This is a genomic window from Noviherbaspirillum sp. L7-7A (genome assembly GCF_019052805.1).
In the GTDB taxonomy this organism is placed as follows: domain Bacteria; phylum Pseudomonadota; class Gammaproteobacteria; order Burkholderiales; family Burkholderiaceae_D; genus Noviherbaspirillum_A.
Window position 1 is genome coordinate 1,229,726 of the sequence record NZ_JAHQRJ010000001.1, and the last position, 23,551, is coordinate 1,253,276.

Consider the following 23,551-nt stretch of genomic DNA (forward strand, 5'->3'; position numbering starts at 1 on the left):
ATGAGCGACGCCGACTACATGCAGCTTGCCATTGCCGAAGCCGGACGCGCACTGGCCCTGGGCGAGGTGCCGGTCGGCGCGGTGGTGATGAAGGATGGCGTGGTGATCGCCACCGGCTATAACCATCCGATTGCACTGCATGACCCGACCGCCCATGCCGAAATCATGGCGCTGCGCGCCGCGGCCCGCGTGCTGGGAAATTACCGTCTGCCGGGTTGCGAGCTGTACGTTACGCTGGAACCCTGTGCCATGTGTTCCGGCGCAATGATGCATGCCCGGCTGGCGCGCGTGGTCTATGGCGCAAGCGACCCCAAGACCGGCGTCTGCGGCTCGGTGCTGGACCTGTTTGCGCAGTCCAGCCTGAACCATCACACCGAAGTCACCGGCGGCGTGCTCGCCGACCAGTGCGGCGCGCTGCTCAAGGACTTCTTCGCGGCGCGCCGGCTGGCGGCGAAGCAGCGCTTGGTCGTTGCCGCAACCAGTTGCGATAAGCTCTGATGTCCTTTCATTCCCGCATGCCATGACAAACACGCTTCCTGACACCGCGCCGCGGCGCCCCGGCATTGCCATCGTCGCGCCCGGCGGCTATGCGCCCGATGAAGCCGCCTTTCGCCTGGCGTTGGCGCGGCTGGAAGGAACGGGATGGCTGGTTCATAACTACTATGACCCGGCGCGCAAGCATCAGCGCTTCGGCGGCAGCGATAGCGATCGCGCCGGCCAGCTGCATGCCGCGGCGCGTGACCCGGACGTCGACATCATCATGGCGCTGCGCGGCGGATATGGCATGTCGAGGCTGCTGCCCATGCTGGATTACGAATTGCTGGCGGCCAGCGGCAAGCGTCTCGTCGGCCACAGCGACGTCACTGCGCTGCAACTGGCCCTTTTCGCCACCACCGGCGCGCCCAGCTTCGCCGGACCGATGGTCTGCGACGATTTCACCCGTCCCGAACCCAGCCGTTACGCCATGCAGAGCCTCACCGACTGCCTGCGCGGACCCTGCCATCGGGTGAGCTGGCAGGGAAATGACAGCAGCGCGCTCGATGTGTCCGGCAGGCTCTGGGGCGGCAACCTCGCCATGGTCGTCCACCTGCTCGGCACGCCCTACCTGCCGCAGGTAGATGGCGGCATCCTGTTCGTGGAAGACATCAACGAACATCCGTACCGGGTCGAGCGCATGCTGCTGCAGCTGCTGCATGCCGGCGTACTGGCCCGGCAGCGCGCGCTGGTGCTGGGCGATTTTTCTGGCTACCGGCTCGGCGAGTATGACAACGGTTACAGCTTTTCCAGCATGCTGGCGTATCTGCGCAAAGTGCTGCCCTTGCCAGTGGCAACCGGCTTGCCATTCGGCCATATTCCGGAGAAGGCCACGCTGGTGGTTGGCAGCCAGGGCAGGCTGCAAGTAAGCGATATTGAGACTAATATTTCGATGACCGATTATTCTCAATTGCCTATGTTGCCAGATGGCATGTTTTAGTCATTTGGTTTTGCTCTGTTTGAGGCATTTTGGGCGGCGTCGGCTCTTTACCGCTGTTAGTTGCGAGTTGTGTGGTCGTCATGATCAGTTTTCCTTACTCCCCAATCAACAGGAGAAACCAATGAGCATGGACAATCTGGTCATCTGGCATCTGGCATCTGGCATCTGGCATCTGGCATCTGGCATCTGGCATCTGGAGGCACTCCGGGCCGAGGTTGCCGACATCAAGGCCGACACTGCCACAATCCGGCAGCGCATGCAGGGCGTTGGTGCAGCATGCATCGAGCTCAGGCGAAGCGATTTGCATCTGCATGAAGACCTGGCACGACAGCAACTGACCATGGACCAGGTCCTGGAGCGGGTGCAGCGCATCGAAAAACGGCTGGAACTCTGCTAATCCGCCAATCTCCAGACCCAATACTCCTGCAGCCCGCAAGCCTTTAGTTGTACCTTGTCGCCGAAGGCGACCTCCCGCGCATGATAAAATCCCCGGTTATTCAATTTCTGCCGTAAAGGATTTTTCCCGTGCTTTCCACTGCCAATATCACGATGCAGTTCGGCCCCAAGCCGCTGTTCGAAAACATTTCCGTCAAGTTCGGCGACGGCAACCGCTACGGTCTGATCGGCGCCAATGGCTGCGGCAAGTCCACCTTCATGAAGATCCTGGGCGGCGACCTCGAACCCAGCGCCGGCAACGTGATGCTGGACCAGAACGAGCGCCTCGGCAAGCTGCGCCAGGACCAGTTCGCCTTCGAGGAAATGCGGGTGCTGGACGTGGTGATGATGGGCCACACCGAGATGTGGCAGGCCATGAGCGAGCGCGACGCCATCTATGCGAACCCGGACGCCACCGACGACGACTACATGAAGGCCGCCGACCTCGAAGCGAAATTCGCCGAGTACGACGGCTACACCGCCGAGGCGCGCGCCGGCGAACTGCTGCTGGGCGTGGGCGTGCCGATCGAGCAGCATCAGGGACCAATGAGCAACGTCGCGCCGGGCTGGAAGCTGCGGGTGCTGCTGGCGCAGGCGCTGTTTTCCAATCCGGATATCCTGCTGCTCGACGAGCCGACCAACAACCTCGACATCAACACCATCCGCTGGCTGGAAGAAGTGCTGAATCAGCGCAATTCCACGATGATCATCATTTCCCATGATCGACACTTCCTCAACCAGGTCTGCACCCACATGGCCGACATGGACTATGGCACCCTGAAGGTCTATCCCGGCAACTATGACGACTACATGCTGGCCTCGTCGCAGGCACGGGCGCAGCAGCTCGCTGCCAACGCCAAGGCCAAGGAAAAGGTCGCCGAGCTGCAGGACTTCGTGCGCCGCTTCTCGGCCAACAAGTCCAAGGCCCGCCAGGCGACGTCGCGCGCCAAGCAGATCGACAAGATCAAGCTTGACGACATCAAGCCGTCCAGCCGCGCCAATCCCTTCATCCGCTTCGATGGCGAGAAGAAGCTGCACCGTCTGGCCGTGGAAGTGCAGGGCATTTCCAAGACCTACGACCATCCGATCTTCAGGAATTTCAGCATCAATGTGGAAGCCGGCGAGAAGATCGCCATCATCGGCGCCAACGGCGCGGGCAAGACCACCCTGTTGCGCTGCATCGGCGGCGAGCTGTGCGGCCTGCAGCCCGACAGCGGCAATGTGAAGTGGGCGGAAAATGCCAATCCGGGCTACATGCCGCAGGATCCCACCGAGGAGTTCGCTACCGACCGCACGCTGACCGACTGGATCGACCAGTGGACCAAGGAAGGCGACGACGACCAGGCGGTGCGCTCCATCCTCGGCCGGCTGCTGTTCTCCGGCGACGATGTGAAGAAGCCGGTGCGGGTGCTGTCCGGTGGCGAAAAGGGCCGCATGATGTACGGCAAGCTGATGCTGGGCCGTCACAATGTGCTGCTGATGGACGAGCCGACCAACCATATGGACATGGAGTCGATCGAATCGTTGAACATTGCGCTGGAAAAATATGCGGGTACGCTGATCTTCGTCTCGCATGATCGTGAATTCGTGTCGTCGCTGGCCAACCGTATCCTGGAAGTCAAGGACGGGCAGATCATCGATTTCCAGGGCACCTACGAGGAATACCTGGCAAGCCAGGGCATCGAATAAGGATTGCCCTGTCTGTTACCGCGGGCGCAAGGGCTGGTTGCCTTGCGCCCGTTTTTGCGCCCAGGCGCCAAGCGGCCGGCCGATTTTTCCGAGCCGACCATATCGCTTTTTTGCTCTACCCATTTACCAATGAAACCCATCGCAAGAATTGCCGCCATCGGAATCGCCGCATTGCTGCTGCTGGTCGCAGCCGGCTTTCTCTGGTACCGCAGCGCGAGCCTGCCCAAGACCAGTGGCGAACTCAGCATGAGCGGCCTGCAGAGTCCAGTCGACGTCGTGCGCGACAGGGAAGGCATTCCGCATATCTACGCCAGGTCGGCCCATGATGCCTATTTCGCGCTGGGCGTGGTGCATGCGCAGGACCGGCTGTGGCAGATGGAGATGAACCGGCGCATCGCAGCCGGCAGGGTGGCCGAGGTGCTCGGTCCGAAAGCGGCGGACACCGACCGCTTCCTGCGCACCCTGGGGGTGCGGCGCAATGCGCAAGCCATCGTGCAGAACCTGGCGCCGGATGCGCGCGCGGCGCTGGAAGCCTATGCCGAGGGCGTCAATCGCTACCTGGAGCAGCGTTCCGGTCCGCTGCCGCCGGAATTCCTGCTGACTGGCGCGCCAGCGCCGGCGCCCTGGGAAGCCGCGGATTCGATCGCCTGGATGACCATGATGGCCTGGGACCTGAGCGCCAACTGGTCACAGGAACTGCTGCGCATGCGCCTGTCCCAAAAACTGGACATGGCGCACATTCAGGCTTTCCTGCCGCCGTATCCAGGCGATGCCGCGCTGCATACGCAGGACTACACCGGGCTTTACCGGTCGCTCGCAGGCGTCACCTCCCAGCTGGAAAAGGTGTCGGCGATTGCGCCGCCCTCGCTGGTCGAGGGCATGGGCTCGAACAACTGGGTGCTGGGCGGCGCGCGCAGCCGCAGCGGCAAGCCCTTGCTGGCCAATGATCCGCATCTTGGCCTGACCGCGCCGGCCCTCTGGTACTTCGCCCATCTTTCCGCGCCGGGCCTGAACGTGATCGGCGCGACACTGCCCGGACTGCCTGCAGTGATCATCGGCCGCACCGATCGCATCGCATGGGGCCTGACCAACACGGCGTCGGATGTGCAGGACCTGTATATCGAGCAAATCAATCCGGAAAATCCTTCCCAATACCGTACGCCCGAGGGCTGGGCCAATTTCGAGCAGCGCACGGAAACAATACGCATCAAGGGCGAGCCGGACGTGCAACTGGCGGTGCGTGCGACACGCCACGGACCGGTCATCAGCGGTGCACTGCCGCTGGCAGACCGTGCGCCAATGGATGCGCGGTCCCATGTCATGGCGTTTGCTTGGACCGCATTGCGGCCGGACGATCTGAGTTTTCAGGCCAGCCTGCGCCTTAACCGGGCGCACGGCTGGGACGAGTTTCTGGCAGCCACGCGCGACTTTGGCGCGCCACAGCAGAACGTCGTCTATGCCGACGTGGCGGGCAACATTGGTTTTGTCGCCCCGGCGCGGGTTCCGATCCGGCGGCGCGACAATGATCTGAAAGGGCTGGCGCCGGCTCCGGGCTGGGATGCGCGCTATGACTGGGCGGGTTTCATTCCCTTCGATGAATTGCCGCGACAGTACAACCCGATGTCGCAGCAGATCGTGACGGCCAACCAGAAAGTGGTCGGCCCTGCCTATCCGCATTTCCTCACCAGCGAATGGGTCATGCCTTACCGCGCCAACCGCATCGCCGCCATGCTGGAAGGTGCGCCGCTGCATGACATGGACAGCTTTGCCGGCATACAGAAAGACGTGGTGTCCCTGGCCGCGCGCGAATTGCTGCCCCTGCTTGCAAAGACTCAGCCAAAATCGGAACAGGGCCGTGCGGCGCTGAAGGCGCTTGCGGGATGGGATGGCGCCATGGATGCAGGCCGCTCCGAACCGCTGATCTACAACGCCTGGCTGCGCGAACTGTCGCGCCAGCTGTTTGAAAAGCCGCTGGGCGAAGCGCTGATGAAGGATTTCTGGGAGCTGCGCAATGTGCATCAGCCTACCGTCAATGCAATGCGCACGATGGACGCGGGCAACCTCTGGTGCAGCGGCTCGCAGGGCAAGCAGCCTCTGCCCAGGTGCGTTGATGTACTGTCCGATTCACTTGAGGCAGCACTGGCAGATCTGCACAGGCGTTACGGCGAGCAAATGACATCCTGGCGCTGGGGGGGCGCACATGAAGCGCTATCGGAACATCGGCCGTTCTCGAAAGTGCCGTCACTGGCGCGGTATTTCGAGATCAGGCTGCCTTCGCCAGGTGATACCTATACGGTGAACGTGGGCCGCAACAACCTGCGGGATGATGCTGCGCCCTACACCAATCATCACGCGGCGAGCCTGCGCGCGCTGTACGACCTGTCGAACCTTGAAAATTCCCGCTTTATGCATTCCACTGGGCAGTCAGGCAATATGCTTTCGCCGCTCTACAGCAACTTCGCCCAGCGGTGGGTGGATGCTGCCTATCTGCCAATGCGCACCGTCCGCGGGGAAGTGGAAAAGGAGCAGATCGGCACCTTGTCGCTGCGGCCTTGAGCAACATGCGCTTCCGCGGCATGGCTACATCTTGATTTCGCTTCCAAGCATGTCGTCGAGGTCGTCCAGAAGCGCCGCCATTTCCGTTGACAGGCCAGGCTGCGCCGGGACAGCCTGCCGACCTGGCGCGGCGTTGCCATTGTTTGCTGTTGAAAGCGTTCCTTCCTGTGGCTGCGGAACTGGCGCCGTTTGCCCATCCGTCTCTGGTACGGCTAAACCGGAAACAACGCGAATGACGCCTTCCTGGTCCAAATCGCACGCGGAAAACGTGAAGTCATCATTGAACGCGTCTGGCGTTAATGAAGGCGTATTGCCGGGCGCTGGTTTGTCAGAGGGCAGCGTTTCCGTTTGCCTCGCCGGCGAACTGGGCTCAAGCGTACCTGCATTGCTGCTTCGTCTGGGTGAAAGAGTGACAGAGGCACGTTGAGCACTATGTTTCCTGGGGCTTTGGGCACCATGTTTCCAGGTGCCGGGGTTGATGGTTTCCGACTCGGTCACGGTACCGTGGTTTGAAACGCTCGTGATCGATATGGTTTTCAGACGGGGTGAACGCGACTCGGCCTGGCCCGGACCGTCGCTAGCTGGCTTTGCCCGGGATATTATCCCGGACTTGGTGCCTACGCTGCCCTTCCGGGCGCGTTTGCTCGTCTGCACCGGGGCGCTTTCAGTGCCATGTTGTGCTGAAGGTTCACGGTCCTTGCTGACTGGTTTTTCCCTCGGTTTTTCCTGATTCTGGTGTTCTGCCTTGGAATGCTTTCCATCTGGCCCATCCTTGCCGTCGCGTGCCCGCTTGATACCGCTGGACGCTGCCGATGGCGCAATGACGTCATCACCTTGCCGCTTTCTGTCGTCTGATGCGTTGGGCGAAGAAGGCTTTAATTTGGGGCTGGACGTTTCCGCAGGAATTTCGACCACGTCCGGGTCCCGCGGATCAAGCGCGCGCAGCAAGAGTGATGGAAACACGGGGCGGAACGCCAGCGCCGCCGATTGCTGAGAGGGAGAGACCGGCAACGCATCCTGGACGGGCTTGGCGGCGGGTGCTGGACTGGACTGATGCTGTGGTGATTGAACTGCTTTGCTTGTGTGCATACATGCCTTTGCGTAATTGCGAATGATCGATAGCAATCCCTACCCAGACCGCGTCTTTTTCCGCCTGGCTGCGTCGGGACCGTCGTCAATACCCTCGGCTATTGGCTCCTCATCCGCTTGCAGCGTGCGCACCGGCTGGCACGCCGGTACCGGTCCGCCGGCGAGCGGTAATCCCGCTCGAATTACCGGCGACGCTACTGCCACACGAAAAGCCAGACAAAGAAATCCATCGGTTTCATCTGGTACGTTACGGATCGGGAGTGGTATAGCCTGTCAGGTAGAGGGCTTTTTGGTCTTTTTCGTCTTTTCGTTTTCTCCCGGTTTTCCTGGAACGTAAGCGTCGCCATGTTGTGCCGGCAGAATGGAACGGGAAGTTGACTCACTGAACGAGGATGGACTGGCATGGCCTTTGACGAGAGGCTCCATGCGCGCCGTATCCTTGGACCGTGGCGAAGCAAGCACCGCAGAAAGCCGAAAGGACTTCAAACTTTCCTTCGGGCTGGTGACCGTCCTTGAATTCGTGACGGGACTGGTCACCGGACTTGTCAAGGGGCTGGACAATGGGCTAGATGTCGTGCCGGACGTCAGGCCCGCATTTGGACTGCTTGGCCCCATCCGGTGTTGTGATGGCCGGGGGCTGAGTTGCCCTGGCATGCTCACTGGCAACCTGTCCGCGGTGTTGCTTTCGACCTGTGGCCACGCTTCGCCAAGCTTGACCGGGCTGGAAACTGCTCGTGGCCTGGCCCCTGGACTTGCCGGCGCATTCGAAGGTGACCACGGGCGAGCGGTTTCCTCCTCATCCTGATGGAGCCATTCGCCGCACTGGTGCAGTAATGCACGCAGCCCTGACTTCAGGGCATCCCTTTCTGCCTTTTCGGCGCCGAGATGCTGAATGACTTTCTTCAGGCGGTCCTTGATAAAGTGCGCCAGGGCGGGCTGGATGTTCTTCAATTCGTCCAGCATCCTCTCTTCCTGCCCTTCGACGGCCGCTACCTTGGCACGATTGAACATCTGCATTAATCCGGAGAAAACATGATGCGCCTCCTGAACTTCAGGTTTGGAGATATCGTCCCGTTTCCCTACGAGCATGAACTTTCGGGTCACTTCGGCAAGTTCATTTTCCAAGGCTTTCTTGATTGCATTCGCGATGGGTTGCAGTCGCTGTCTTTGCTCTCGCTCGGTTTGTTGTGCATGGCTTGCCGCGGACGGAGAAGCCAGTGTGACGGGCTCGGCGAGGGCCAGCACAACGGGATCGGTAATCTCGTCGAAGATAAATGAATTCTGTTCTTTTCCCTGCCACTGTTGACGGCGCTCGTCATTGGCTGTTGCAGACGGCCGCGCCTCATGGGCAATGTGATTCGATGTACCGCTGACGATGAGGTTGCCGGGCGGCGAGGCGGGCGCTTTGGTTCCAGTGATGATGGTCTGCTCGTGGTCGGTGCTGCGCAGTACCGGCCGGCTGGCGGAAAGATTGAGCGAGGAAGCGGCATGGGATTGCGTTCTTATCGTCACATCCACCGCTTCTTCACGGTGGGGAGAAACAGGAGAGACCAGCGCGGGCTCTGTTCCTCTTGCATGGCTGGTGAATTGAGCCGGGGTGCTATCCTTTCTTGATACGAGTTTCAATTTTTTCGAGGGCGAGTAACCCGACGAGTCTCGGTCCCTCGCAACCTTGTTTCCTTCCCTGCCGGTGCTGGCTTTGGCTGCTTCTGCAGATGGGACGGAAGCGTGCTTTTCCGTGCTGCTGGATGTGGCCACTCGTTTCATGCTGATTACCTCTCTAGGAATGGCTGCGTTCGTAACGCTTCATGCGCGCGTTCGGAACGAAGTTTTCGTGACATCGCCAGGAACGGTGCCTTGTGTTCCGCCTGGAATCCCCGTTCGTGCCCGAACCTGTCAAGGCGCAATGGACGTGCCTTGCCAGGCGGTGGTTCGGGCAGCGTTCCTACATGTCCGAGGTATCTTCCTCGCGCGGCGCCGCATGGGTCGCTGCCGTGCCGGTGGAAGTCTGCGTTGATGCCGGCACCGGTGGCGCTGTGGCAATACTGTCGCGGTTGTTCTCGGACGATCTTTCCCTCAGATCAGCGGGGCCAGAAGGTGCTGGCGGCGACATGAACAGCATGCTTGATGGGCGGGGCCTGGGTTGCGGCGGTATGGACTTCGATGGCGACAACTGCCTTCTGCGCGGCGAACCCAGAGTTGACGGGAACTGGAGGGAGGATGGCGATGCCGGTGTGGACAGAAGGTTCCCATTACCGTCGGCCCCCATGCCGGCATCAGATGACGGCGCCGGCGACAGTGCAGGCGCATTGTCTACCAACTGCTTTTCATTCCCTTTGCTATCGGTGCTCGCTTGTCTCGTACTGCGGGGTGTCATGCTCAGAGAGGAATGTGGCGCGGTGTTGGCTGGCTTTGCGCTGCTCCAGTCAAGCTTCGGCACTTTGATCGGACTCCTTGGCCCGACAAGCAGCGCATTGTTTGTTGGGTTTGTTGGGTTTGTGTTGGTTGTGGTGGTCGTTGTGGTTGCTGTCGCTGTTGTCGTGGCGTTTGAAGAGTGAACCGTTGCGCCGCTTGCGCTCTGGGAATGCAATGAAGCAGGGTTTTCTACGCCATGTACCTTGTAACGCTTGGCCGGGCTGTATTTCATCTTGGGGCTATCTTCATCGCCCTGGGCGCGTTTGCCCGATGTGGGAGATGGCATTTTTTCCAGCCTCGCGTCACCTGTCCCGCGTTCGGGCGAATTAGGAGCGGCTTGTCCGCCATGGGATGGCGATAGGGCAGCATCGGTTTTTTTTGTTTTCCTGTTCCTCGACCTTTCAGGGCTGATTGAAAAACCTGGCGATGAAGAAGGAGGGGAGGAGGGGAGAGGAGACGAAGGACGAGGAGATAGCGGCATTTGTTGCTGATGCTGTTGCTCCGCATTCAGCCTCTCGGTAATCAACTGCTTAAGTGCAATAATCTTCACGCCAAGCGTCTTGCATTGCGTCTGACATTGTTGCAAATCGCTCCGGTCGTCGGGTTGCTGTTGGAGGGTCTGAAGGCTGGTAAGCAGGGTTACATGATTTCCCTTGGCAGCGTCGAGAAGGTAGACGCAGTTTTGCAAATCACTTCGCTCGAAAGCGGTTTCTACCTGTGCGAGGCCCACGCTGATTTGCGAAATCAGTCCTTTCAGGTATTGCGCCCCTCTGCAATCCAAGGGAATCAACGGCTGCATCTCGTCGGTGAATTTGACGATCTCGAAAACGAGCTGGGAAAGAGAGTCGTTCTTTCCGAACACCAGAAGCATTTGGTCCCGTTCCTTGTTGAGCACACGCGGCGTGCTCGTGCGTGGCGATACGGGAGCAGTGCCATTGTCAGGCAAGCGTCTCGGTGAATCCGTAGAACGTGGCGATCCGACTTTTGGGGTGTCCATGACTTCTCCTTTTGTTAAAGATGGGCGGTCCTGAATGGGATTTTTGGCATGCCTGGCATACGCCGGACTTTGGCTTCGTTGCGGGAGCGATCAAAAATGGAACCTGGTCGGGCTTGTATGCTGCCGCAGTCATGGCGCTTCCCTCCCTGCAGGACGGGAATTCCAGGCGCATGATCAAAACGGCAAGCTATGTAACGGAGGTCTTTTTATTGTTCCTGGCGATCGGCCAGGCGGCCTTCACTAAAAAATGCAGCAATGCGGTTTGCTGCGAGAGTGTGCGCTCAGGCCGGTATGCCGGAGGAGAGGGAGTAAGCGCTGTCGATGGAGAGCAGGTGTTCGGCCTGGGCCGCAGGCACGCCGGCCGAGAAGAAATAGCCCTGGCCCATGTGGCATCCCATGCGCCGCAAGGCGGCAACCTGCTCGGCCGTTTCCACGCCTTCGGCGATGGTGTCCAGCTCCAGCAGTTGGGCCAGCGTCAGGATAAGTTGCACGATGCCGGCATCGTTGCTTCCCTGACCCAGGCCGCGCGCGAAGGCACGGTCGATTTTCAGCACGTCGATAGGCAACTTCTGCAGATAGGCCAGGGAAGAATATCCGGTGCCGAAATCGTCCAGCGCCAGGCGCAGGCCAAGGTGCTTGAGCCTGCCGAGGTTTTCGATGGTCTGCTGAGGATTGGCCATGGCTGAAGACTCGGTCAGTTCGAGTTCGATGCATTGCGGCATGACCCCCGTGCGGTTGAGTATCTGCGCCACTTCACTGATGAAGGACGCATGCATCAGCTGCCGCATCGACACGTTCACGCCCAGGGTCAGTGGCGACTGGCGCGGATATTTCTGATGCCACTGCTTTAACTGCATGCATGCCTGCTCCAGCGCCCATAGCCCAATAGGCACCACCATGCCTGAGCTTTCTGCGATCGGAATGAAATCGTCAGGCTTGATTTCGCCATATTGCGGGCTGTTCCAGCGCATCAGCAGTTCAAAGCCGCAGAGCCGGCCGTCGGCCAGCGCGACTTGCGGCTGATAGACCAGGGTCAGTTCCTCGCGCTCCAGTGCGAAGCGCAGCGCCACGTCCATCTGAGCGCGGCGGGTTGCTGAAAGCTGTAGCTGGGCGTTAAAGAGCTGCGCCCGGTTGCGGCCGCGCTCCTTGGCCTGGTACATCGCGGCATCGGCGTCCCTGATCACCTCCGAGGGCGTCCTGTGCTCGGGCAGCAGCTGCGCCACGCCGATGCTCGCATGCAGCTTGACCACGATGTCGCCGATCATGATCGGCTTGGCCAGGATGTCCAGCAAGGCTGCCGCGCGCTCGCAGGCGACTTCGGTACTGTCATGCGTCAGTACGATGAATTCGTCGCCGCCGAAGCGGGCCACCATGTCCTGCGGGCCGGCAGTGGACTGGATGCGGCGCGCCAGTTCGATCAGGCAGCGGTCACCCATGTCATGGCCATGGGTGTCGTTGACGCTCTTGAAGAAATCCAGATCAAGGTAGAGCACCGAAACCTGCGGCGGCATCTGTCCTTCCGGAAGGATCTGGTCGGTGATGGCCTTGAGCACATAGCGCCGGTTGGGTAGCCCGGTCAGGGCGTCGTGCATGGCCAGATGCTCCAGCCGCATTTCATATTCCTTGCTGTCGGTGACATCGCGGACGATGCCCAGCATGCCCGACGTCATGCCGTTGGCGTCCCGCAAGGGATACTTGAAGGTGCGGTACCAGCGCTCCGCTTCGCCGTCGCGCAGGTCCTGCACTTCCAGGTTTTCCACCGGCACGCCGCTGCGTATGACGTTCATGTCCTGCAGGTGAAGCCGGTGCGCCGCATCCGGATTGACAAACACCCGGCCGCGCGCTTTCTGCAGCGCCTGCAGTTCCTCCGAGGTTTTGCCGTGCAGCTCGATGTCGGATGTGCAGCCGTTATGCCTCTGGAAGCTGGCATTGGTGATGGTGAAGCGGCCGTCCCGGTCCTTTGCATAGATCATGGCCGGATTGAGGTCGAGCACCGTGCGCAGCAGCGCATGTTCTTCCGTCAGCTTGCGCTCGGCCTCGACCCGCGCGCTGATGTCCTCGATGCTGAATACCAGGCCCCTGATGGCCGGATCATGCAGCATGTTGTAGGCGCGGATTTCAAGCCATACCCAGTGGCCTTCCCGATGCCTGATGCGCAATTTCATCGACTGGCTGGAGCCGGGCGTGCGCCGCAGAAGGCGCAGGTTCTCGTTTCTGCGCGGCAGGTCATCCGGATGGATTTCGGGCACGGCGCCGCTGGTCATCTCGTGCTCGGTAAAGCCAAGCACGTCGTTTACCGCGGGGTTGATGTAGGTCGTATTGAAAGCCCGGTCGGTAATCATGAACACATGCTTGGCCGCCCGTGCAATCACATTGAAGCGGCGCTCGTTGGTCAGCGCCTGCTCCAGCGAGGCCAGGTTCATCTCCATGGCGCGCGAAAGCCACGTGGAGAGCAGGCCGGCGAACAGGGTGACGAAGAACCCGGGCAGCCAGTCCTCGGGCTGACTGCCGCCCGCCACGCTGGTCAGCACGCCGGTCGCCGAAATCCCGAGTATCACCGCCATTGCGTGCGGCGCCGGCAAGACCAGCGGAAAGACGCCGGCCAGGCCTATCCACCAGGGCAATGGCGCAATCGGCAACTGGGCCTGCACCGAGAGCATGCCGATGGCGGTGCAGGACGCCAGCAGTTCAAGCAGGACATGGCGCCTGCCGGTCATCAGCAGACTTGGCCTGATCAGGCGCAGCAGGGCTACGGTTGCAAGCACGCCCACCACGAACAGCGCCACCTTGACCACGCCGGCCGACCCCGGATGCGCGAGCCACAGCAGCACGCCGGTTTCCACCAGCAGGCTGACGTAAAGAAAAAGCGAACCGGCGCGGAAGATATCCGGGCCGGTATAAGCGCCACCCCGGTGCGGCAGCGCCAGTTTCATGGCAGGACGGGCCTGACTCTGGATGCGGCTTCCTTGGCATGACGGCGTGCGGTCTCGATGTCCCCGGCCGTGGCCAGTGCAACGCCCATGCGGCGCCGGGCATAGGACTGCGGCTTGCCGAACAGCCGGATGTCCGCCCCGGGCACTGCCAGCGCATCGGCAATGCCTTCGAACGCAATGCCAACCGCGTCGTGCTGGCCATAGATCACGGCCGACGCGGCCGGCGAGCGCAGCGCCGTATTGACCGGCAAACCCAGGATCGCACGCGCATGCAGGTCGAATTCGCTCTGGGCCTGGCTTGCCATGGTGACCATGCCGGTGTCATGCGGGCGGGGGCTGACTTCCGAAAACCACACCATGTCGCCGGCGACGAAGAGTTCCACGCCGAAAATGCCCAGCCCGCCCAGGTTGTCGGTGACCTTGCGGGCGATTTCGCGGGAACGCTCCAGCGCGAGCGAAGGCATCGGGTGTGGCTGCCACGATTCGACATAGTCGCCCTGCACCTGGACGTGGCCGATGGGGTCGCAGAAACTGGTTTCGATCTCGCCCCGGGCATTGCGCGAACGCACCGTCAACAGGGTGATTTCATACTCGAAGCGGATGAAGCCCTCGACGATTACGCGCCCCGAATCAACCCGGCTGCCAGACGCCGCGGCATGCCATGCGGCCTCCACGTCGCCCGGGCCGTCGAGCTTGGACTGGCCCTTGCCGGACGAGGACATCACCGGCTTGACGATGCACGGAAATCCCAGTTCGAGGCAGGCCGCGCGCATCGACTCCAGGCTGTCTGCAAACCGGTAGGGCGATGTCGGCAAGCCTAGTTCCTCGGCGGCCAGGCGGCGGATGCCTTCGCGGTTCATGGTGAGCCACGCTGCCCGCGCGGTCGGGATGACGGTGGCCTTGCCGTCGCGCTCCAGCTCGACCAGCGTCGGCGTGGCAATGGCCTCGATTTCGGGCACCACCAGGTCAGGCTGCTCGGCGGCGATCAGGGCGGCAAGGGCATTGCCATCGGTCATGTCAATCACGTGGGCACGGTGTGCCAATTGCTGTCCAGGCGCATTTTCGTAGCGATCGACAGCAATGGTTTCCACGCCCAGGCGCTGCAAGGCGATGATGACTTCGCGGCCCAGTTCGCCGGAACCGAGCAGCATGACCTTGGTGGCGGTGGGAGACAGGGGCGTGCCGAGGCGTGATGGTATGGTCATGTTGATTCTGCGGGGGGATGAATGTCGGAAATCATGGGAAATTACCAACGTGACAATACCAAAGGTCGCTGGCTTTGGACAGCCATATCGGCGTGGCAGCGGACAATGCGCAAAGAAAAACCGCCGGCTTGAAGCCGGCGGTTTGGGGTTGGAAGGACGTCAGGAAACGCCCCGTTTGCTTCAGTCGTCAGCGTAGATGTTGCGGTCCTTGGTTTCGCGAACGAACAGCAGGCCGATCACGAAGGTGATCAGCGCGATGATGATCGGGTACCAGAGGCCGTAGTAGATGTCGCCCTTGTAGGCCACCAGCGCGAAGGCGGTGGTGGGCAGCAGGCCGCCAAACCAGCCGTTGCCGATATGGTAGGGCAGCGACATCGAGGTATAGCGGATGCGGGTCGGGAACATTTCCACCAGCATGGCGGCAATCGGGCCGTAGACCATGGTCACGTAGATCACCAGCAGGGTCAGCAGAGCCAGAACCATCGGCTTGTTGATCTGCGCCGGATCGGCCTTAGTCGGATAGCCGGCTGCCTTGACGGCGTCGCCCAGTTCCTTCTTGAAGGCGGCATCCTTGGCGGCGGCCTCTTCCTTGGGCAGGTTGGTGGCGTCGTAGCCGTTGATGACCTTGTCGCCGACCTTCACGCTGGCCACCGAACCAGGCGCGCCAGCCACATTGGTGTAAGCCACCGAAGCATTGGACAGCTGCGTACGGGCGATGTCGCAGGACGAGGTGAATTTCTTGGTGCCGGTCGGGTTGAACAGGAACTGGCACTTCTCGGGATCGGCGGTCACGACCACAGGCGAGTTCTTGATCGCATTTTCCAGCGCCGGGTTGGCGTAGTGGGTCAGCGCCGAGAAGATCGGGAAATAGGTCAGCGCGGCGATCAGGCAGCCACCCAGGATGATGGGCTTGCGGCCGATCTTGTCGGACAGGATGCCGAAGATCACGAAGAACGGGGTGCCGATCACCAGGGAGGCGGCAATGAACAGATTGGCGGTTGCGCCGTCGACCTTCAGCGTCTGGGTCAGGAAGAACAGGGCATAGAACTGGCCGGTGTACCACACCACGGCCTGGCCGGCGGTCAGGCCGATCAGCGCGAGGATCACGATCTTCAGGTTGGCCCATTGACCGAAGGCTTCCGACAGCGGCGCCTTGGAAGTCTTGCCTTCGGCTTTCATCTTGGCGAAGGCCGGCGATTCATTCATCGACAGACGGATCCAGACCGAAATCGCCAGCAGGAACACCGACACCAGGAACGGCACGCGCCAGCCCCAGGCGGCAAACGCTTCCTCACCGACGGCGGTGCGGGTGCCCAGGATGACCATCAGCGACAGGAACAGGCCCAGCGTTGCGGTGGTCTGGATCCAGGAGGTGAAGAAGCCGCGCTTTCCTTCCGGCGCATGTTCGGCCACATAGGTTGCCGCGCCGCCGTACTCGCCGCCCAGCGCCAGGCCCTGCAGGATGCGCAGGATGATCAGGATGATGGGAGCGGCGATGCCGATCGAATTGTAGTTGGGCAGCAGGCCGACGATGAAGGTCGACGCGCCCATGATCAGGATGGTGACCAGGAAGGTGTATTTGCGGCCGATCATGTCGCCGAGGCGGCCGAATACCAGCGCGCCGAACGGGCGGACGATGAAGCCGGCGGCGAAGGCCAGCAGCGCGAAGATGAAGGCGGTGCTGGGGTCAGTGCCGGCGAAGAACTGCTTGGCGATAATGGCGGCCAGCGAGCCGTAGAGGTAGAAGTCGTACCACTCGAATACCGTTCCCAGAGAGGACGCAAAGATAACCTTGCGTTCCTCCTTGGTCATGCTGCCCGAGGCAGCGGTCTGTACAGTGCTCATGATGTCTCCGTTGAAGTGTTTGTTGTACGGGTCTGGCCCGCGAATTCATGATGCTGTTGCGCAGTGTAGGAGTCTTACCTTACGGCAGGCTTGCTTGAAACTTACTGGATTCTTACGCCGGCGCGGCGCGCCGCCTGCAGCGACGGCTGCGGCTGCCTTACAATGGCTGCCCTTTACCGTGTTCTGACGGCGCCGTGCCTTACATTCCGATTCCATTGTCCCGTTTCCACCCAATTTCCCAGCATGAAATCTAGTCAGGAGCATGAAGTCGTCTACGACGAGAACGCGGTACGGACCTGGATAGCGCCAGCGACTCTGGACAAGGCATATGACTACGTGGATGCCGTCAGCGGCATCTCCTGGGGGCGGCGCATGCTGTTCGCCGATGTCAAGGGCTCGGAACCACTGCCTTACAGCGTCGACATCGTCTTCAATGAAGACGGGAAAGGCTTGCGGGCGATGGGACGCTGCAGCTGCCCGGTGGGCAGCAATTGCAAGCACGTGGCTGCTGCCTTGCTCGCCAACCTGGAAAGGAAGGCAGTCGCGGGCGAGGGGCCAAGGCCGGAGATGCTGCGCTGGCTGGAAAGTTTCCGGGCACAGTGCCAGGCCGGACAGCCGTCCACCGCCAGGAAGACCGTAAAAGTCGAATTCGGCCTGATCTACCGGCTGGAGTGGGCATCGCGGCAGCAGTGCTTTGCGGTGGCGATGTACAAGACGCGACGCGGCGCCGGGGCGGGAACGCAGCGGCCTGGCGAGACCTGGAACAATGTGCAGGCGGCGCTGCTGAAGCCGCCGGGGTTCATCACGGACGAAGACCTGCCTATCCTGCGCGCGCTGTGGACCACCCGCAAGAGCGATTACGATCTCAATTTCTACCTGCGCGGAAAGGCTGGCGCGGATCTGCTGGACAAGCTGGTTGCTACCGGGCGCCTGTATTTCGATGTCGCCAGCGAAAGCGGCGCGGCGGCTGAACACGCCGCCGGCGGCCCGCTGCGCTGCGCGGCGCCCCGCGCAGGGCGGGTCGGATGGCAGATCGTCGACAATGGCCTGTTGCGTCCGACGCTCCATGTTGAACCGGGCGCCGAGGCAGTCATCGCGGTGGAGCCGCCCTGGTACCTGGATCCGTCCTCCCATGAAGCCGGCCCGGTGGACTTGCCGCAGGCCATGCGGTCGCTGCCGGCGCACAGCGTTGCCGCCTATCTGGCGATGCCGCCGATCCGGCCGGCCGAAGCCGAACTGGTGACGGCCGTGCTCGGCGAAGTCGCCCCGGCCCTGCCGCCGCCGCCCCTGGACCAGCTCGCCTCGCTGCGCACCGTGGACGTCGAGCCGGTGCCGGTACTGGCGCTGGAGGCGCGGTCGGTCTATCTGGACAATAACGCCCGCTACGCCTACCGGCCCAACATGCTCGACTACGCCACGGTGGAATTTGTCTATGACGACGTCCGTGCGGCGGCCTTCAGCGACGCCACCCTGTTTTCAGGCCAGGAGCAGCGGATGGTGCAGGTCAGGCGCAGGCATGAGTCGGAGGCTGCGCGCATCAGGGAATTGATGGCGGCAGGACTGCGCAAGCGCAGCGTCGAGCATCATGAGCATCACGGCCTGCCGAAGCAGATATTTACGCCGGACGGGCCGGATGCCTGGTCCGGCCTGGTGCAGGACAACTTGGCCCTGCTGCGCGCCAACGGCTGGCAGGTGACCATGTCCTCCGACAGCCGGTTCAATGTGATCGACATCGATGCCATCGACGGCGTGGCGCGGCAGCGCAAGGACGGCTGGTTCGGCCTGGCGCTGGGCATCAATGTCAACGGTCGCACCGTGCGCCTCGAGCCGCTGCTGCTGGAACTGTTCCGGCGCGACAGCCGCTGGCGCAAGGGGCGGCTGGAACAGATCGCGGACGACGAATCGATCGAGTTGACCGGCCCGGCGGGAGAGCGGCTGCGCCTGAAGGCTGCCCGGCTCAAGCCGGTGGTCGGCATGCTAATCGATCTGTTCGATACGCTGGCAGAGGGTGAGCTGATCCTCTCGCCGCAGGACACCGGACGCCTCGACGCCCTCGCCAGCACAGGCCGCTGGGAATTCCACGGCGACGCCGCGGTGCGCGAGCTGGCGCAACGGTTGCGCGAAGGCGGCGGCCTCGAGGCCACCCCGGCGCCGCGCGGCCTGAAGGCATCGTTGCGCACCTACCAGCAGCAAGGGCTGGACTGGATGCAATTCCTGCGCCGCCACCAGTTGTCCGGCGTGCTGGCCGACGACATGGGCCTGGGCAAGACGGTGCAGACCCTGGCCCATGTGCTGGCGGAAAAGGAGGCGGGCCGGCTCGGCCGGCCGGCGCTGGTGGTGATGCCGACCACGCTGGTGCCAAACTGGCTGGCCGAGGCGGAGCGATTCGCGCCCGGCCTCAGGGTGCTGGCCCTGCATGGCGCGGCGCGCAAGGAGCGCTTCGAGCAGATCGGCGCATCCGACCTGGTGCTGACCACCTATCCGCTGATCTGGCGCGATCATGAAGCGCTGTCGGCGCATGACTGGCACCTGCTGATCCTGGACGAGGCGCAGTATGTGAAGAACGCCGCCACCCGCGGCGCGGCGGCGATTCGCCAGCTCAACGCGCGGCACCGGCTGTGCCTGACCGGCACGCCGCTGGAAAACAACCTGGGCGAACTGTGGTCGCAGTTCGATTTCCTTCTGCCGGGTTTCCTCGGTAGCCAGCAGGACTTCAACAAGCGCTGGCGCAACCCGATCGAGAAGTCGGACGACCAGACCCGGCGCGCGCTGCTTGCGCGACGCCTGCGCCCCTTCATGCTGCGCCGGAAAAAGGACGAGGTGGCAACGGAGCTGCCGCCCAAGACGCAGATCGTGGCAACGGTCGAGCTGGAAGCGGCGCAACGCGACCTGTACGAAACCGTGCGGGCGGCCATGCAGAAGAAGGTCAGGGAAGCGATCGCCGGGCAGGGCCTGGCGCGCAGCCACGTCGTGGTGCTCGATGCGCTGCTCAAGCTGCGCCAGGCCTGCTGCGACCCGCGCCTGGTCAAGCTCGCCACCGCCAGGACCGAGCGCTCGGCCAAGCTCGACATGCTGATGACGATGTTGCCCGCCTTGCTGGCCGAGGGCCGCAAGGTGCTGGTGTTTTCCCAGTTCACGGCGATGCTGGACCTGATCGCCGCGGCGCTCGACGCCGCCGACATGCCGTATGCCACGCTGACGGGCGAGACCGGCGACCGCAGCCTGCCGGTGCGGCGTTTCCAGAATGGCGAGGTGCCGCTGTTTCTGATCAGCCTCAAGGCCGGTGGCGTCGGCCTGAACCTCACCGCCGCCGACACCGTCATCCACTACGACCCCTGGTGGAACCCGGCTGCCGAGAACCAGGCAACCGACCGCGCGCATCGTCTGGGGCAGGACAAGCCGGTGTTTGTCTACAAGATGATCGTGGCCGGCAGCATCGAGGAAAGAATCGTCGCGCTGCAGGAGAAGAAGGCGGCGCTGGCCGATAGCATCCTGTCCGACCGGGCTTCCGAAGGCGCCGGCTTTTCCAGCGAGGATATCGAGGCGCTGTTCGCGCCGCTGCCGGCCTTGCCCGGGGAAAAATGAGGATGCCGGGCAAAGAGCGACACACTGCTAAAAGTTTTGCGAACGACCGTACTTAATTATGCTATTCTCGCTGCACAAGAAAAAGTCGTTCCAGTTTGTTTCGCAACCCGGCGCCAATCGCCGCATACCGAATTTCATTCCAACCAGGAGACCCACATGACTGACGCCGTCATCGTTTCGACCGCCCGCACCGCCCTTGCCAAGTCCTGGAAAGGCGCCTTCAACATGACACACGGCGCAACCATGGGCGGCCACGCGCTGTCGCATGCCATCCAGCGCGCAGGCATCGAGCCCGGTGAAGTCGAAGACGTGCTGATCGGCTGCGCCACCCCGGAAGGCGCCACCGGCAGCAACATCGCCCGCCAGATCGCCATCCGTGGCGGCTGCCCGGTCACCACCGCCGGCATGACCATCAACCGTTTCTGCTCCTCCGGCCTGCAGACCATCGCCACCGCGGCCCAGCGCGTGATCGCCGGCGAAGGCGACGTCTATGCCGCCGGCGGCGTCGAATCGATTTCCTGCGTGCAGCAGGAAGCCAACAAGCACATGATCGTCGAGACCTGGCTCAAGCAGAACAAGCCGGAAATCTACTGGCCGATGCTGCAGACCGCCGAGAACGTGGCCAAGCGCTACAACATCAGCAAGGAGCGCCAGGACGAATACGGCGTGCGCAGCCAGCAGCGCGCCTTCGCCGCCCTGAACGAGGGCAAGTTCAAGGACGAGATCGTGCCGATGACCACGATCATGGGCGTGGCCGACAAGGCCTCCGGCATGCTGATGACCCGCGAAGTCACCATCGACGCCGACGAAGGCATCCGTGGCGACACCACCATCGAAGGCGTCTCCAAGATCCGCACCGCGGTGCCGGGCGGCGTGGTGACAGCAGGTAACGCCAGCCAGTTCTCCGACGGCGCCTCGGTTGCCATCGTGATGAACAGCAAGCTCGCCGAGCAGCGCGGCCTTACCCCGCTGGGCATCTTCCGCGGCTTCGCGATTGCCGGCTGCGAGCCGGACGAAATGGGCATCGGCCCGGTGTTCGCCATCCCCAAGCTGCTGAAAAAGGCCGGCCTGAAGGTCGAGGACATCGACCTGTGGGAACTCAATGAAGCCTTCGCCGTCCAGGTGCTGTACTGCGCCGACAAGCTCGGCATCCCGATGGACCGCCTGAACGTCAACGGCGGCGCGATCGCCGTCGGCCATCCCTACGGCGTATCGGGCGCGCGCCTGACCGGCCATGCGCTGATCGAAGGCAAGCGCCGCGGCGCCAAGCTGGTGGTGGTTACCATGTGCATCGGCGGCGGCCAGGGCGCAGCCGGCCTGTTCGAAGTCGTTTAAGCGCGTTCGCGCGGGGCAGCGCAAGGCTGCCTTTTCGCGCCCGCTGCGGTTTCGGCTGCGGCGGGCGCCTGCCTCATGTCATCAACAGGATCGCGCAGGCATGGACTTGCGCGACGGAGACCAGCATGCAATCCAAACTTCTATCCCGCCGCGATATCGATTTCCTGCTGTATGAATGGCTCAACGTCGAGTCGCTGACCTCGCGTGCCCGTTATGCCGACCACAGCCGCGAAACCTTCAACGCCGCAATGGATACCTGCGAACAGATCGCCACTGACCTGTTTGCACCGCATAACAAGAAGAGCGACCAGCACGAGCCGCATTTCGACGGCGAGCGGGTCGACATGATTCCGGAGGTTGGCGCGGCGCTGAAAGTGTTCTGCGAAGCCGGCCTGATGGCTGCCGGCCAGGACTACGAGCGCGGCGGCATGCAGCTGCCGTGCGTGGTGGAGAAGGCCGGCTTTGCCTACTTCAAGGCGGCCAATGTCGGCACCTCGTCCTATCCCTTCCTGACCATAGGCAATGCCAACACGCTGCTCAAGTGCGGCACGCCGGGACAAATCAAGACCTTTGTCGAGCCCATGCTCGAAGGGCGCTTCTTCGGCACCATGTGCCTGTCCGAGCCGCAGGCCGGCTCCAGCCTGTCCGACATCGTGACCCGCGCCGAGCCGCAGGAAGACGGCACCTACCGGCTGACGGGCAACAAGATGTGGATCTCGGCCGGCGAGCATGAGCTGTCGGAAAACATCGTGCACCTGGTGCTGGCCAAGGTGCCTGGACCTGACGGCAAGCTCATTCCCGGCGTCAAGGGCATCTCGCTGTTCATCGTGCCGAAGAAGCTGGTCAACGAGGACGGCAGCCTGGGCGAGCGCAATGACGTGGTGCTGGCCGGCCTGAATCACAAGATGGGCTACCGCGGCACCACCAACTGCCTGCTCAATTTCGGCGAGGGCAAGTTCAAGCCCCAGGGCAAGGCGGGCGCCATCGGCTACCTCGTGGGCGAAGTCCACAAGGGGCTGGCCAACATGTTCCACATGATGAACGAGGCCCGTATCGGCGTCGGGCTGGGTGCGGTGGTGCTGGGCTACACCGGCTATCTCCATGCGCTGGACTATGCCCGCAACCGTCCCCAGGGCCGGCATCCGATGAACAAGGATCCCGCCAAGCCGCAGCTGAAGATCATCGAGCACACCGATGTCAAGCGCATGCTGCTGGCGCAGAAAGCCTATGTGGAAGGCGGCATGGCGCTGGCCCTCTACTGCTCGCTGCTGGTTGACGAGCAACGCACCGGCGAGAGCCCGGAAGCGGTGCGCGAGGCTTCGCTGCTGCTGGACATGCTGACGCCCATCGTCAAGTCCTGGCCGTCGCAGTGGTGCCTGGAAGCCAACAACCTGGCGATCCAGGTGCATGGCGGCTATGGCTATACCCGCGAATACAACGTCGAGCAGTTCTACCGCGACAACCGGCTCAATCCCATCCATGAAGGCACCCACGGCATCCAGGGCCTGGACCTGCTGGGCCGCAAGGTCGTGATGCAGGAAGGCGCGGCGTTCAAAGCCTATGCCAGCGCGGTGCAGAAAACTATCGACCGCGCGCTCGCTGTCCAGGAACTGGCGGCCGATGCCCATGCGCTGGGCGCGGCGCTGCAGCGCATCGACGCGGTGACCCGTGTGCTGTATGCCGCCGGCGACATGAACAAGACCCTGGCCAATGCCTCGCTGTACCTGGAAGCCTTTGGCCATACGGTGCTGGCGTGGATCTGGCTGGAGCAGGCGCTGGTGGCGGTTGGCAAGGACGGCCATGATGCCGACTTCTACCGCGGCAAGATGCAGGCCTGCGCGTACTTCTTCAAGTGGGAACTGCCCAAGGTGCACCAGCAGCTGGACCTGCTGGAAACCATCGACACGACCACGCTGGACATGCAGGACGACTGGTTCTGACAAGGCCGGGGCGCTGCGGATAGCTGCGGCGCCCGTGTTCAAACGTAAAGCAA

14 protein-coding genes are annotated in these 23,551 nt (G+C 62.4%); 8 read left to right on the plus strand and 6 right to left on the minus strand.

Translation table 11 applies throughout. The features are described from left to right. The 5 genes from tadA to KTQ42_RS05600 all read left to right on the plus strand — a co-directional run bounded on the left by tadA (nucleotide 1) and on the right by KTQ42_RS05600 (nucleotide 6,154). A complete protein-coding gene (tadA, locus tag KTQ42_RS05580) occupies nucleotides 1–498 on the plus strand; it encodes a tRNA adenosine(34) deaminase TadA (protein ID WP_217344610.1) in 498 nt (165 codons plus the stop codon). 22 nt (nucleotides 499–520) lie between these two features. Next, the gene (gene ldcA, locus KTQ42_RS05585) at nucleotides 521–1,474 is read left to right on the plus strand and encodes a muramoyltetrapeptide carboxypeptidase (protein WP_217344611.1); all 954 of its coding nucleotides are present in this window, start codon (nucleotides 521–523) and stop codon (nucleotides 1,472–1,474) included. 121 nt (nucleotides 1,475–1,595) lie between these two features. Next, a complete protein-coding gene (locus tag KTQ42_RS05590; RefSeq protein ID WP_217344612.1) occupies nucleotides 1,596–1,871 on the plus strand; it encodes a hypothetical protein in 276 nt (91 codons plus the stop codon). Nucleotides 1,872–1,999: 128 nt separating this feature from the next. Further along, on the plus strand, nucleotides 2,000–3,598 hold the full coding sequence (locus KTQ42_RS05595; protein ID WP_217344613.1) for an ABC-F family ATPase: 1,599 nt from the start codon (nucleotides 2,000–2,002) through the stop codon (nucleotides 3,596–3,598). A 129-nt stretch (nucleotides 3,599–3,727) separates the two neighbouring features. Beyond that, nucleotides 3,728–6,154 carry a penicillin acylase family protein gene (locus KTQ42_RS05600; protein WP_217344614.1) on the plus strand — a complete coding sequence of 809 codons (2,427 nt, stop codon included), beginning with the start codon at nucleotides 3,728–3,730 and terminating at the stop codon, nucleotides 6,152–6,154. A 24-nt stretch (nucleotides 6,155–6,178) separates the two neighbouring features. Here the strand turns inward: KTQ42_RS05600 and KTQ42_RS05605 are convergent, their stop codons facing one another. The 6 genes from KTQ42_RS05605 to KTQ42_RS05630 form a co-directional block, all read right to left on the minus strand. Then, entirely contained in the window at nucleotides 6,179–7,243 is a 1,065-nt protein-coding gene (locus tag KTQ42_RS05605; RefSeq protein ID WP_217344615.1) for a hypothetical protein, read from the minus strand. A 273-nt stretch (nucleotides 7,244–7,516) separates the two neighbouring features. After that, a complete protein-coding gene (locus tag KTQ42_RS05610; RefSeq protein ID WP_217344616.1) occupies nucleotides 7,517–9,010 on the minus strand; it encodes a hypothetical protein in 1,494 nt (497 codons plus the stop codon). A 178-nt stretch (nucleotides 9,011–9,188) separates the two neighbouring features. Continuing rightward, nucleotides 9,189–10,655, minus strand: coding sequence for a hypothetical protein (locus KTQ42_RS05615; protein WP_217344617.1), 1,467 nt, complete (start codon nucleotides 10,653–10,655; stop codon nucleotides 9,189–9,191). Nucleotides 10,656–10,936: 281 nt separating this feature from the next. Further along, nucleotides 10,937–13,588 carry a bifunctional diguanylate cyclase/phosphodiesterase gene (locus tag KTQ42_RS05620; RefSeq protein WP_217344618.1) on the minus strand — a complete coding sequence of 884 codons (2,652 nt, stop codon included), beginning with the start codon at nucleotides 13,586–13,588 and terminating at the stop codon, nucleotides 10,937–10,939. Continuing rightward, on the minus strand, nucleotides 13,585–14,793 hold the full coding sequence (gene purT, locus KTQ42_RS05625) for a formate-dependent phosphoribosylglycinamide formyltransferase (protein WP_217344619.1): 1,209 nt from the start codon (nucleotides 14,791–14,793) through the stop codon (nucleotides 13,585–13,587). Before purT ends, KTQ42_RS05620 begins: the two co-directional genes overlap by 4 nt. Nucleotides 14,794–14,973: 180 nt before the next feature. Next, nucleotides 14,974–16,638 carry an MFS transporter gene (locus KTQ42_RS05630; RefSeq protein WP_217344620.1) on the minus strand — a complete coding sequence of 555 codons (1,665 nt, stop codon included), beginning with the start codon at nucleotides 16,636–16,638 and terminating at the stop codon, nucleotides 14,974–14,976. 243 nt (nucleotides 16,639–16,881) lie between these two features. On the opposite strand from KTQ42_RS05630, the gene KTQ42_RS05635 reads away from it, so the two are divergent. From KTQ42_RS05635 to KTQ42_RS05645, 3 genes are all read left to right on the plus strand, one after another. After that, nucleotides 16,882–20,223 carry a DEAD/DEAH box helicase gene (locus KTQ42_RS05635; RefSeq protein WP_217344621.1) on the plus strand — a complete coding sequence of 1,114 codons (3,342 nt, stop codon included), beginning with the start codon at nucleotides 16,882–16,884 and terminating at the stop codon, nucleotides 20,221–20,223. Nucleotides 20,224–20,379: 156 nt separating this feature from the next. Continuing rightward, nucleotides 20,380–21,558: an acetyl-CoA C-acyltransferase gene (locus tag KTQ42_RS05640; protein ID WP_217344622.1), complete on the plus strand. Its 1,179-nt coding sequence runs from the start codon at nucleotides 20,380–20,382 to the stop codon at nucleotides 21,556–21,558. Between the two features lie 125 nt (nucleotides 21,559–21,683). After that, nucleotides 21,684–23,498, plus strand: a complete 1,815-nt coding sequence (locus KTQ42_RS05645) for an acyl-CoA dehydrogenase (protein WP_217344623.1) — start codon at nucleotides 21,684–21,686, stop codon at nucleotides 23,496–23,498. Nucleotides 23,499–23,551 lie beyond the last annotated feature (53 nt).